9 protein-coding genes and 1 pseudogene are annotated in these 12,632 nt (G+C 69.3%); 9 read left to right on the forward strand and 1 reads right to left on the reverse strand.

The annotated features are described in order from the left end of the window. Positions 1-5: 5 nt before the first annotated feature. Positions 6-1,019 carry a GNAT family N-acetyltransferase gene (locus EAO27_RS03750; protein WP_242777245.1) on the reverse strand — a complete coding sequence of 338 codons (1,014 nt, stop codon included), beginning with the start codon at positions 1,017-1,019 and terminating at the stop codon, positions 6-8. Between the two features lie 35 nt (positions 1,020-1,054). On the opposite strand from EAO27_RS03750, the gene EAO27_RS03755 reads away from it, so the two are divergent. The 9 genes and pseudogenes from EAO27_RS03755 to EAO27_RS03795 all read left to right on the forward strand — a co-directional run bounded on the left by EAO27_RS03755 (position 1,055) and on the right by EAO27_RS03795 (position 12,630). Then, positions 1,055-2,578, forward strand: coding sequence for an acyl-CoA ligase (AMP-forming), exosortase A system-associated (locus EAO27_RS03755; protein ID WP_242777247.1), 1,524 nt, complete (start codon positions 1,055-1,057; stop codon positions 2,576-2,578). After that, the gene (locus tag EAO27_RS03760) at positions 2,575-3,804 is read left to right on the forward strand and encodes a pyridoxal-dependent decarboxylase, exosortase A system-associated (RefSeq protein WP_242777249.1); all 1,230 of its coding nucleotides are present in this window, start codon (positions 2,575-2,577) and stop codon (positions 3,802-3,804) included. The genes EAO27_RS03755 and EAO27_RS03760 overlap by 4 nt, the downstream gene beginning before the upstream one ends. A gap of 172 nt (positions 3,805-3,976) precedes the next feature. Then, complete coding sequence (locus tag EAO27_RS03765; protein WP_242777251.1) at positions 3,977-4,633, forward strand: XrtA/PEP-CTERM system exopolysaccharide export protein; 657 nt, start codon at positions 3,977-3,979, stop codon at positions 4,631-4,633. A gap of 50 nt (positions 4,634-4,683) precedes the next feature. Then, positions 4,684-6,231, forward strand: coding sequence for an XrtA system polysaccharide chain length determinant (locus EAO27_RS03770; RefSeq protein WP_242777254.1), 1,548 nt, complete (start codon positions 4,684-4,686; stop codon positions 6,229-6,231). A 14-nt stretch (positions 6,232-6,245) separates the two neighbouring features. Continuing rightward, complete coding sequence (locus tag EAO27_RS03775) at positions 6,246-7,292, forward strand: P-loop NTPase (RefSeq protein WP_242777256.1); 1,047 nt, start codon at positions 6,246-6,248, stop codon at positions 7,290-7,292. Next, positions 7,292-9,004 (forward strand): hypothetical protein, encoded by a 1,713-nt coding sequence (locus EAO27_RS03780; protein ID WP_242777258.1) that lies wholly within the window; start codon positions 7,292-7,294, stop codon positions 9,002-9,004. The genes EAO27_RS03775 and EAO27_RS03780 overlap by 1 nt, the downstream gene beginning before the upstream one ends. Positions 9,005-9,017: 13 nt before the next feature. After that, positions 9,018-9,959, forward strand: a pseudogene (locus EAO27_RS03785) (XrtA/PEP-CTERM system-associated ATPase); the annotation flags it as partial. Between the two features lie 746 nt (positions 9,960-10,705). Then, positions 10,706-11,566 (forward strand): XrtA system polysaccharide deacetylase, encoded by an 861-nt coding sequence (locus tag EAO27_RS03790; RefSeq protein ID WP_242780422.1) that lies wholly within the window; start codon positions 10,706-10,708, stop codon positions 11,564-11,566. After that, on the forward strand, positions 11,563-12,630 hold the full coding sequence (locus tag EAO27_RS03795) for a FemAB family XrtA/PEP-CTERM system-associated protein (protein ID WP_242777260.1): 1,068 nt from the start codon (positions 11,563-11,565) through the stop codon (positions 12,628-12,630). Before EAO27_RS03790 ends, EAO27_RS03795 begins: the two co-directional genes overlap by 4 nt. The last annotated feature ends 2 nt before the right edge of the window (positions 12,631-12,632 follow it).

A 12,632-nucleotide genomic window follows, 5' to 3' on the forward strand; every position in this document is an offset into this window, starting at 1 on the left:
CGTCCTCACTCGCGCCCCAGCTTCGAGCGCGCAAAAGCCTTTATCGCGGGCCCCCATGCCGCGATGCGCGACGGATTGAAAGCCTCCAATCGCCACAGCCGCTCGTGGCGGTTCATCCAGTCCTTCTTGTACCCGTCGTTGCCGGTGCCGAAATCGACGCGCGCGACGCCGTCGACCTCGATCACATGACGGAACAGCGCGGCCGACAGCAGCGTTCCGGGCGAGGCCTTCAGACTGTCCTCGACATGCGCCAGCTTGTGAATGAAGGCGGTGCCGTCCTCGACCGTCCAATATTGCGCGGCGACCGGGATGCCCTCGATCCGCGCGATCCCCATGCGGAGCGTGCCGCGCGCGCTTTCGTGCTCGGCAAAGGCACGCAGCAGCGCGGGGTGCCCTTCATCGGGCTTCCAGCTCGCGGCATAGATTCGTTCATAGGCGGCCCAGCTGCCGGGATCGAAGGCGGTGAGCAGCTGGATATCGACCACGCCCTTCTTCGCCTTGCGCCGGACGGTGTTCTTGAGTGCGCCGGGCCGGCTTTCCCACCACTGGTCGTGCGTCATGCCCGCGAGGTCGAGCCAGTGACGGTCGCCCGCCGGGGTCGCCTCGACCCACCACCCCGCCTTGCGCAGTGCGATCACGAGGTCGCCGTGCACACCTTCGGTTTCGGGCACCGGATAGAGCGTCAGCCGCGCGGCGCGCTTGCGCAGGCCTGCGAAGAGCGCGCGCAACGCCGCGCCGCGCTCGCCGGGATGCGCCGGGCCGGTGAACAGCGGCCGGATCGCGAAACTGTACCAGTTGGCAAGGCCGCTATACTGTCCCGCGCGATCGCGGCGGAGCGGCAGCCACGCGGTCGCGGCACCGACCGTCGCGTGGGCATCGTGGCGATCCTCGCCCGCAAAACCGTGCGCATCGAGCAGGTCGAACCATTCGCCGCGGTCGAACGGCGACGCGAAGCCCGCCGCGCGCGCGCCGGCGGGCAGGCGTTCATCATTAGCGCGATCTTCACCGTTCCCTTGCATGGGGTAGCGCTCTATCACCACATGACTAACAGCCAATGACCGAAAATCCGAATCCGCCCTCGCGTCCGATCGACCATCTCGCCCTGTGCGGCGCCGCCGGCGCGCCGGCGCTGTTGATCGGCGATCGCGTTACGACCTATGCCGAGCTTGATGCCGGGGTCGGGCGGCTGGCGGCGTGGCTGCTCGAAATGGCCGGCGCGCCCGGCGAGCGCGTCGCGAGCTGGAGCGCGAAGACGCGCCTCGCGTGCCTGATGCCGCTCGCGGCGGCGCGGGCGGGGCTGATCCATGTGCCGGTCAACCCGCTGCTCAAGGGCGCGCAGGTCGCGCATATCCTGGCCGACAGCGGGGCGAAACTGCTGATCACCAACGCGGCGCGCGCCGATACGCTCGGCGGCGACCTGCCCGAGGCCTGTGCCGTGCAGGAACTGAAAGTCGCCGAAGAGGTGATCGATTCGGTCGGGCAGGGGCTGCCGCCGTCCGGCGCCGGGCCCGACGATCTTGCCGCGATTCTCTACACCAGCGGTTCGACCGGCCGGCCGAAGGGGGTGATGCTGAGCCACGCCAACCTGTGGCTCGGGGCGGAAAGCGTCGCCTCCTACCTGAAGATCGCGCCCGACGACCGCGTGCTCGGCGTGCTGCCGCTGAGCTTCGACTATGGGCAGAACCAGCTGCTTTCGACCTGGCATGCGGGAGGGGCGGTCGCGCCGCTCGACTATCTGACCCCGCGCGACGTCGTAAAGGCGGTCGCGCGCCACCGCGCGACGACGCTGGCCGGCGTGCCGCCGCTGTGGGTGCAACTCGTCGAAAGCGACTGGCCCGCCGAGGTGGCGGCGCACCTCAAGCGCCTCACCAACAGCGGCGGCGCGCTGACCCCGTCGCTGATCGACGCGATGCGCACGACCTTTCCGAACGCTGCCATCTATCCGATGTACGGGCTGACCGAGGCGTTCCGTTCGACCTTCCTCGATCCCAAATTCGTCGCCGACCATCCGACCTCGATGGGGCGCGCGATCCCGCACGCCGAAATCCTGGTGTGCCGCGCCGACGGGACGATCACCGCCGACGAGGAACCGGGCGAACTCGTCCACTGCGGCCCGCTGGTCGCGCAGGGCTATTGGCGCGATCCCGCACGCACCGCAGAGCGCTTCCGGCCTGCGCCACGCGCGTCGCACTATGGCGGCACGGCGGTATGGTCGGGCGACACGGTACGCCGCGACGCCAACCATCTCCTCTATTTCGTCGGGCGCGACGATGCGATGATCAAGACCGCCGGCAATCGCGTCAGCCCCACCGAGGTCGAGGATGTCGCGGTCGCGTCGGGCGAAATATTCGAGGCGGTGGCGTTCGGGGTGCCCGACGCGCGGCTCGGCGCCGCGATCGTTCTGATCGTGCGCGGCAAGGCCGGCGCCGATCCCGAAGCGCTGGCGGCCCATATGAAGCAGAACCTCCCCAATTTCATGCAGCCGCAGGCAATCGAATGGCGGGCCGAGCTGCCGCGAGGACCCAATGGCAAGCTCGATCGCGTCGCGATTGCCGCCGAATGGAAAGCCCCGTCATGAAACCGCACGGTCCGATCCCGCCCGGCTTCGTCGCCGATGAGGGCGGCATGCTGCTGATCGGCGGCCGGCGCGCCGATACCCTCGCCGGGGAGGCGGGGGACACCCCGCTGTTCGTCTATGACGGCCGCATGCTCACCGCGCGCGTCGCCCAATGGCGCGCCGCGATGCCCGATATGGTCCAGCTTCACTATGCGATGAAGGCGAACCCCTACACCCCGCTGCTCGCGCACATGGCGGCGATGGTCGACGGCTTCGACGTCGCGTCGGGAGGCGAACTTCAGGCGGCGCTCGCGAGCGGCATGACGGCCGCGCACGTCAGCTTCGCCGGGCCCGGCAAGCGCGACCGCGAACTCGAAGCGGCGATCGCGGCGGGAGCGACGCTCAATCTCGAATCGGCGGGCGAGGCCGACCGCGCGCTGGCGATCGGCGCGCGGCTCGGGGTGACGCCGCGGCTCGCGGTGCGCGTGAACCCCGATTTCGACCTGAAAGGGTCGGGCATGAAGATGGGTGGCGGCGCGAAGCCTTTCGGGGTCGACGCCGCCCAAGTGCCTGCGCTCGTCAAACGGCTGCGCGGCGCCGGTGCCGACTGGCAGGGCTTCCATATTTTTGCCGGATCGCAGGCGCTCGACGCCGCGGCGATCGCCGACACGCAAGCGCAGACGGTGGCGCTCGCGGCGCGGCTCGCGAACGAGGCGGGTGCGGTGCCGCCGCTGGTCAATCTCGGCGGCGGCATGGGCGTGCCCTATTTCCCGGGCGACGTCGCGGTCGATGCCGCCGCGGTCGGCGATGCGCTCGGCGAAACGCTCGGCGCGCGCGATGCGGTGCTCGGCGCCAGCCGCTTTGCGATGGAACTGGGGCGCTGGCTGGTCGCCGAGGCGGGGGTCTATCTGACCCGCATCGTCGACCGCAAAACCAGCCACGGCGAGACCTTCCTCGTCACCGACGGCGGGCTTCACCACCAGCTGGCGGCGAGCGGCAATTTCGGCACCGTGATCCGCCGCAACTATCCGATCGCGCTCGCGGGCCGCTTCGGCGTCGAGCCGGTCGAAACGGTCTCGGTGGTCGGCTGCCTCTGCACGCCGCTGGATCGCCTCGGCGACCAGGTGGCGCTGCCACACGGCGCGGTCGGCGACCTTGTCGCGATCTTCCAGGCGGGGGCCTATGGTGCGAGCGCGAGTCCCTCGGCCTTCCTCGGGCAGGGGCCGGCACGCGAGATGCTCGTCTGAGACGGGAAATTATGTCCCGAAACAGGACATGTCGCGACAAGGCCGGGCCAAAGACTCTGGACTACTAACGGTATGTTTACCCTTTTCCGTCATGGCGGACCCTGACGCATTGGCTGTTGTTGTAGGTACTTAGCCCGCAACGACACCCCTGCCGCAGGAAAGGTGATTTGATATGACGTCCTTCCCCGCCATTCGCGCTGCGCGCGTGGCCCTGATTTCGGGCATCGCCGCGACCGCGCTTGCCGGCTGCATGGGCGGCCCCGGCAATGCGCCGCAGCTGCCGAGCGCGTCCTTTGTCGCCAATCAGGAAGGCCCGGGTGAGGAATATATCATCGGCCCGCTCGACGAGCTCCAGATCTTCGTGTGGCGCAACCCCGAACTCGGCGGCAAGGTGCAGGTGCGCCCCGATGGCCGCATCACCACGCCGCTGATCACCGACATGCCCGCGGTCGGCAAGACCCCGACGATGCTCCAGCAGGACATCAAGCTCCAGCTCAGCCAATATATCACCGACCCGATCGTCAGCGTGATCGTGACGAGCTTCAACAGTACCTTTTCGCAGCAGGTACGCGTCGTCGGCGCGACCGAAAAGCCCGCCTCGATCCCGTTCCGCGCCAATATGACGGTGCTCGACGCAATGATTGCGGTCGGCGGGCTCGGCGAATATGCCGCGGGCAACAAGGCGCGCCTCGTGCGTTACGACAAGGGAAGCGGCAAGCAGCAGGAATATGCGCTGCGGCTCAACGACCTGATCAAGCGCGGCGACGTCAAGGCGAACGTCCGGCTCCAGCCGGGCGACGTCATCATCATCCCCGAAAGCATGTTCTGACGCCGCGCGGCGCCAGCGACCCCCGACCTGCCAAGGACTGAACCCAGACGATGAACGGCCTTTACGACGAATTCCGGGTGGCGCTGCACAGCGTCTGGACGCGCCGCTGGCTGGTGCTCGCCGTCGCATGGGGCATCTGCATCCTCGGCTGGCTGGCGATCGCCTCGATCCCCAACCGCTATGATTCGCGCGCCCGCCTGCTCGTCGACATCAACGAGATCATCCCCGCCGATGCGCAGTCGGGCCCCTATGCCGACCGTGCGCGCATCGACCAGATTCGCGAGACGCTGACCAGCGCGCGCAACCTCGAGAAGGTCGCGGTGACCACGGGCATGATCCCCGCGGGTGCGAGCGACCGCGAAAAGGCGGGCGCGGTCGCGATGCTGCAAAAGAATATCAAGGTCGTGCCGCAGCAGGACAATATCTTCGAGATCACGTCGAGCATCGGCGTCGGCAGCCTGTCGGATGCCGACAATGCCAAGCTCGCCTCGGGGGTGCTCGACAGCCTGATCACCGTGTTCCGCGACGAACAGCTTCGCGGCGGCCGGATGACCGCGCGCGAGGGGCTGAAGTTCCTCGACAGCCAGCTCGCCGGCCGCGAAAAGGCGCTCGGCGAGGTCGAGGCGCGCCGCGCCGCCTTCGAGGCGAAGAATATCGGCCTGATCGCGAGCGGCAGCGGCTCGCCCGGCCAGCGCATCGACCAGGCGCGCGCCGAACTCGGCCAGATCGAGACCCAGCTCGCCGCGGCGCAAGGCGCGCTCGCGGCGGCGAACGGCCAGATGGCGCAGACCCCGGCGACGATCAACGTTCCCGGTCTCGGCGCCACCGGCGGCGGGGTCGCGCGCCAGCAGCTCGCGGGCGCGCAGGCCGAACTGTCGTCGATGCGCGCGCGCGGGCTGACCGACGCGCATCCCGACGTCGTCGCGCTGAAAAGCCAGATCGCGTCGCTGAAGGCCATGGCCGACCGCGAGGGCACCGGCGGCGGGGGCGGCGGCAACGCCCAGAACCCCGCCTATGCGACGCTGCAGGCGATGCGCGCCGAACGCCAGGCGACCGTGACCGCGCTGTCGTCGCGCAAGGCGCAGCTCACCGGCGACATCGCGCAGATCACTTCGGCGCAGATCCAGAATCCCGGCGTTGCCGCCGAATATGAACGCATCAACGGCGAATATACCGCGCTCAAGGCGCAGTACGACCGGCTGCTCGCACAGCGCGAGCAGGTGCGGCTCCGCGGCGACGTCCAGACCGAGACCGATGCGGTCAAGATCGAGCTGCTCGATCCGCCGACCAAGCCGACCTCGCCCTCGGCGCCCAACCGGCCGCTGTTCCTCACTGCGGTGCTGCTCGTCGGCATCGGCGGCGGCATCGGCGCGGCCTTCGCGCTCAGCCAGGTGCGCACCAGCTATGCGACCGCGGCCAAGCTCGAACGTGCGAGCGGGCTGCCGGTGATCGGTTCGATCACCGAGGTGGTGACCCCCGAGCGTCATCTCGACCGCCGCAAGAAGCTCGTCTGGCTTGCCGGCGGCAGCGGGGCGCTCGTCGCGCTGTTCGTACTGCTGCTGATCGCCGAATTCGTCCAGCGCGGCATGGTCGCGTGACGGAGGACAAGAAAATGAACGAACATCGCCCCGTCAAGCGGACGCCATCGCTGCTCGAACGCGCCGCCGACATGTTCGGCACCGATCCCGCCGCGGGTGCGCCGACGATCGACCTGTCGAGCCTGCCGGCCGAGCCCGAGCGCCGGAAGACCAAGAGGAAGGCCGCGCCCGAGGCCGAGGCGCCGCCGCCGCCGTCCGCCGCCGAATCCGCGCCCGAGGCCGAAATCCTCGACCCCGTGGTCGAGGCGGCGCCGGTGGTCGAGCCCGTCAAACCGTCGCCGCGCAAGGATATCGCGCGGGCGGCGCCGGCCGTGGTGCCGGCGCGGCAGGGAACGATCGACCGCGACCGGCTTGGCGCGCGCGGGATGATCGTGCCCGGCGCACCGGTCACCGGCATTTCCGAAGAATATCGCATCGTGAAGCGCGAGATCATCCGCAATTTCGGCGGCACCGCGAACCGCCCGCTGCTGCCGCGCGGCCACCGCGTGCTGATCGCCTCGGCGAACCCGGGCGAGGGCAAGACCTTTTCGGCGGTCAACCTCGCGCTCAGCCTCGCGGTTGAGGCCGATCACGACGTGCTGCTGATCGACGCCGACATCGCCAAGCCGAGCGTGATCGAGACGCTGGGGCTCGAGGACGGGCCGGGGCTGATGGACGCGCTCGCCGATCCGCACCTGCCGCTCGGCGACTGCCTGATCCAGACCGACATCGCGGGGCTGAAGGTGATGCCCGCCGGTACCGCGCACATGCACGACACCGAATTGCTCGCCTCGGCGCGCACCGAGGCGCTGCTCGCGCAGCTCGAGGCGGGGGCGCCGGGGCGCATCCTGATCCTCGATTCGCCGCCGGTGCTCGCCGCGTCGCCCGCGGCGGTGCTCGCGGGGCACGTCGGCCAGCTGATCATGGTCGTGCGCGCCGACACGACGCTCGAAAGCTCGCTGCGCGACGCGATCGGACTGATGGGCGCGTGCCCGCACATCCAATTGCTCCTCAACGGGGTCAAATTCTCGCCGGGCGGCCGCCGCTTCGGCACCTATTATGGACAGGGAGGCGCGTCCTGATGCGCACCAGAATTCGCCATCGCGGCGCACTGACGCTCGCGGCGCTGCTGCTCGCGGGGACCGCAACGAGCGCGCACGCGCAATTTTCGGGTCCCGAGGGCGGTGACGGCGCGGCATCGGCGCCCGGACCCGCCGCGAAGGACGGCGGCGACAAACGCGCGCGCGGCGAACGCCGCAGCCAGCGCAAGGTCGATGTCGTCCCCTATCTGGAGGTCGGGCAGGTGCTGTCCGCCGACCTCAAGAACGACGGCGACGTGCTGACCTATACGACGCTGTCGGCGGGCGTCGACGCGGCGATCGTGACGCGCCGCGCCGAGATCGCGGCGTCGGTCCGCTACGAATATCGCATCGGCGAATCGCGCGGGCTCGACGATTCGAGCACGCTGAGCGGACTCGTCCGCGGCCGCTACGAACTGGTGCGCGGGCTCAACCTCGAAGCCGGGGCGCTCGCGACGCGCACGCGCGCCGACGGGCAGGGCGCCGACGACGACATCTTCCTGGGCAATGGATCGAACGTCGCCGACGTCTATTCGATCTACGCCGGACCGACCTTCGCGCGGCGCATCGGCGGGCTCGACGTCGGCGCGGGCTATCGCTTTGGCTATAACAAGGTGTCGGTCGACAGCCCGCCGCTGCTGCTGCCCGGCGCGGTGTCGCAGGATATCTTCGACAGTTCGACCAACCATGTCCTGTGGGGCAGCATCGGCCAGAAGCCCGGCGAGCTGCCGTTCGGCTGGCAGGTGTCGGGCGGTTTCGAACGCGAGGATGCGAGCCAGCTCGACCAGAGGTTCGAGGGCAAATATGCGCGCGCCGACGTGACGGTGCCGATCGGGCCGACCGTCGCATTGCTCGGCGGCGTCGGTTACGAGGATATCGAGATCGGCCAGCGCGACCCGGTGGTCGACGCGAACGGCGTGCCGGTGCGCGACGCCAACGGCCGCTTCATCACCGACAAGTCGAGCCCGCGCCAATTGTCCTTCGATACCGACGGGCTGATCTGGGACGCGGGCGTGATGTGGCAGCCGAGCCGCCGCACCTCGCTGACCGCGCGCGTCGGGCGCCGTTACGGCGATACCATCTACACCGGCAGTTTCTATTACCGCCCCAACCACGCGACGGTGTTCCAGGTCGGCGTCTATGACGGGATGTCGAGCTTCGGCCGCGGCCTGTCGTCGGGCCTCGCGGCGCTGCCGACGCAGTTCGACCCGACGCGCAACCCGATCGACGGCGGCATAAACAGCTGCCAGTTCGGTGCGCAGGGCGGCGGCTGCCTCAACAATGCGCTGTCGAACGCGACCGGCGCGCAATTCCGCAACCGCGGTGTCCAGGCGATCTTCTCGTCGCGCGTCGGCGGGTGGAGCTATGGCATCGGCGCGGGCTACGACCGCCGCCGCCTGCTGATGCCCGCGCTCGGCGAACTGGCGAACCTCGACGGCGTGATCGACGAGAATTATTATCTCTTCGCCAGCATCGGACGCCAGCTCGATGCCCAGTCCGACCTCGGCATCAGCGCCTTCTACAATTATGCCGACAATGGCTCGCCCGCAGCGTCCGACGCGCAGTCGCTCGGCGCCTCGGTCGTCTACTCGCGGCGCTTCTGGCGCGGCCTGACCGGCAGCGCGGCGGCGAACCTCACCAGCTTCGACCAGGATGGCTTCAACAGCCAGCTCATCGCATCGGCGCTCTTCGCTCTGCGCTACAATTTCCGGTAACGGGGAAGACGATATGTACGATCAATATTACGGCTTTACGGGACGCCCGTTCCAGCTGACGCCCGATCCGAATTTCTATTTCGAAAGCGGTACCCACCGCAAGGCGATGTCCTACCTCGGATACGGGCTGGCGCAGGGCGAGGGCTTCATCGTCATCACCGGCGACGTCGGCGCGGGCAAGACGACGCTGGTCGGCCATCTGATGAACACGATCGACCCCAGCCGGCTGACCGCGGTCAAGCTGGTGTCGACGCAGGTCGAGGGCGACGACCTCCTCCGCCTCGTCGCCGAACAGTTCGGGCTCGACTGGGAAGGCGAGAGCAAGGCCGAACTGCTGCGCTCGATGGAGCAATATCTGCGCGAACAGGCGCGCGCCGGTCGCCGCACGCTGCTGATCGTCGACGAGGGGCAGAATCTCGCCATCTCGGCGCTCGAAGAGCTGCGCATGCTGTCGAACTTCCAGCTCGGCGGGCATTCGCTGCTGCAGATCTTCCTGCTCGGCCAGCCCGAATTCCGCCAGACGCTGTTTCACTCGCCGTCGCTCGAACAGCTGCGCCAGCGCGTGATTGCGACGCACCACCTCGATCCGATGGAACCCGAGGAGGTCGAGCCCTATATCCTCCACCGCCTCGGCAAGGTCGGCTGGACCGGCAATCCGAGCTTCAGCCCCGACGCGTTCGAGGAAATCTTCGATCATAGCGAAGGCGTGCCGCGCAAATTGAACGTGCTCGTCAGCCGCTTGCTGCTGTTCGGTGCGGTCGAGCAATTGAACCGCATCACCGGCCACCATGTCCGCGCGGTCGTCGCCGAGGTCGAGGCCGACCGCGGCTTCGACGAAAAGGCGCTGGTGCCGCCGGTCCCCGAAGCGGTCTTCGCGGCGCCCGCCGCGAGCGCGCCGGCCCATGTGCCGCCCCCGCCGAAGCCGGTGGCCTCGCTCGTCGCGGTGCCCGAAGCCGTTATCCGTATGCCGACGCCGCCGGCCGCGCCGGTCGCCGATCCCTTTGCCGAAGAACCGCTCGAACTGGTGGTCGAGGCCGACGCCGAGGCACCGCTCGAATGGCCCGCTCCGGCCGCCTCTGCCGAACCCGACCATGAAGCCGCGGGCTTCGATCCGGTGTCCGTCGCCGGCGATGCGCCGCCCTTCGCGGCGCCCGAACTGGTACATGAACCGGCACCCGAGCCAGAGGCTGAACCCGTCCGCGGCCTCGAACGGCTGGCGCGCTGGGGCATGCCCGAAGAGGCCGAGCCGATGCCGCTGGCGCGGGGTCCAGCAAGCTTCGTCGAGGCGCGCTCGCTCGTCGCCGAGCAGCTCGGCCTCGCGTCCGCCGCGCCAGAACCGGCGCCGGAGCCGGTGGTCGCCGCGGTCAACGAGCCGTTCGAACGGGTCGAAGCTTTGGCCGGATCCGATGCCCCGGCGGTCGATGCTGTCGGCGAAACCGCGCCCGAAACGAGCGTCGCCGAACCGGCACCAGCCGCGCCCCCGGCCGACGATGCCCAGCTGGTCGCGTTGCAGCGCCAGATCGCGGGGCTCGAGGCGCGGATCGCCGAACAGGACCTCGCGCTGCGCCGCGTACTTGATTTGCTGATCGATTGGGTCGAACGCGATCCGGCGAATGCGCCCGATCCGACGCTGACGCAGGGCTGGGCCGCCTGACGGCGACCTCCTGCGTGTGCGGAACCGGTCGATGAAGGTGAGGGATGATGCAGAACGGCCTGTCGGTCGATGTCGAGGACTGGTTCCAGGTCGGCGCCTTTGAGCGCACGATCGACCGTGCCGACTGGCCGGCGCTCGAATGCCGGGTCGAGGCGAACAGCGACGCGGTGTTGCAGATTTTTGCCGACGCCGGGGTGCGCGGCACCTTTTTCACGCTGGGCTGGGTCGCCGAACGCTATCCGGCGCTGATCCGGCGGATCGTCGATGCGGGGCACGAACTCGCAAGCCACGGATATGACCACAAGCGCGTGTTCCAGATGAGCGCCGCCGAATTCGCTGCCGACCTCCAAAAGACGCAGGCAATCCTCGAGGATCTGGGCGGGGTCGCGGTGCGCGGCTATCGCGCGCCGAGCTTCTCGGTCGATCACCGCACCCCCTGGGCGCATGCGGTGCTCGCCGAACAGGGCTATGCCTATTCGTCGAGCGTCGCGCCGGTCGTGCACGATCATTATGGCTGGCCCGCCAGCCCGCGCCACGCGTGGCGACCGCTCGCCGACAGCGATCTCGTCGAATGGCCGGTAACCACCGCGCGCTTTGCGGGGCGCACGCTCGCGGCGGGCGGCGGCGGTTTCATGCGGCTCCTGCCCTATGGCTTCACGCGCTGGGCGATCGGGAGGATGAACGCCGAGGGGCATCCCGCGATCCTCTATTTCCATCCGTGGGAAATCGACCCCGGCCAGCCGCGCGTCGCCGACGCGCCGCTCCGGTCGAAGTTCCGCCATTACAGCGGCCTGTCGGCGATGGCGGGCAAGCTTCGCAAACTGCTCGGCGATTTCGAATGGACACGCGCCGACGCGCTGCTTCCAGCGCAGCGGCAGCGCGCCATGCCCTGGCAAGCCGCGGCGTGAATGCCCCGACGCTTTCGCCGCGGCCGGATTTCGCCGGTGCGCCCCTGTCCGATGCCGCGGCGTGGGATGCCTATGTCGCCGCGCATCCGCAGGCGACGCCCTTTCACAGCCGTGCGTGGTGCGAGGCGATCACCCGCGCCACCGGTCATCGCTGTCACCTGATCACCGCGCGCGACGCGACCGGGGTGCTGACCGGCTTGTTGCCGCTCCACCACGTCCGCTCGCCGCTGTTCGGGCAGGCGCTCGTCGGCAGCGGCTTCGCGGTCGACGGCGGGCTGCTCGCCGACGATCCAGCGGTGGCCGCGACGCTCGCCGAGGGCGCGGCGGCGATGGCCGCCTCGCTCGGCGTGCCGTCGGTCGAACTGCGCGGCGGCGCGGTGCCCACCGGCACGGGCTGGACTCGCGAGGAGGGGGTTTATGCCGGCTTTGCGCGCGACCTCGCCGCCGACGACGAGGCCGAACTGCTCGCGATCCCGCGCAAGCAGCGCGCCGAGGTGCGCAAGGCGCTGGCGGGCGGGCTGACGGTGACGACCGGACGTGACGCCGCCGTGCGCGCTGCCCACCATGCCGTCTATGCCGAGAGCGTCCGCAACCTCGGCACGCCGGTCTTTCCCAAGGCCTTGTTTTCGCACGTGCTCGATGCCTTTGGCGACGCTGCCGACATCCTCGAGGTGCGCCATGACGGGCGCGTCGTGGCAAGCGTGCTCAGCCTCTACTGGCGCGGCGTGGTGATGCCCTATTGGGGCGGCGGCACCTTCGCCGCGCGCGGGCTGCGCGCGAACGAGCTGATGTATTATGCGCTGATGCGCCACGCGCGCGGTCGCGGCTGCACGCGCTTCGATTTCGGGCGCTCGAAGCTCGGCACCGGCCCCTTCGCCTACAAGAAGAACTGGGGTTTCGAACCCGAACCGCGCGTCTATGCCCGCTGGCTCGCGCCGGGCGAACGCCCGCGCGACACCAATCCCAACAGCGCCCGATACCGGCTTCAGGTCGACCTGTGGAAAAAGCTGCCGCTGTGGGCGGCGAACCGCATCGGGCCGCTGATCGCGCGCGGCCTCGGCTGACG

The sequence above is a fragment of the Sphingopyxis sp. YF1 genome (assembly GCF_022701295.1).
In the GTDB taxonomy this organism is placed as follows: Bacteria; Pseudomonadota; Alphaproteobacteria; order Sphingomonadales; family Sphingomonadaceae; genus Sphingopyxis.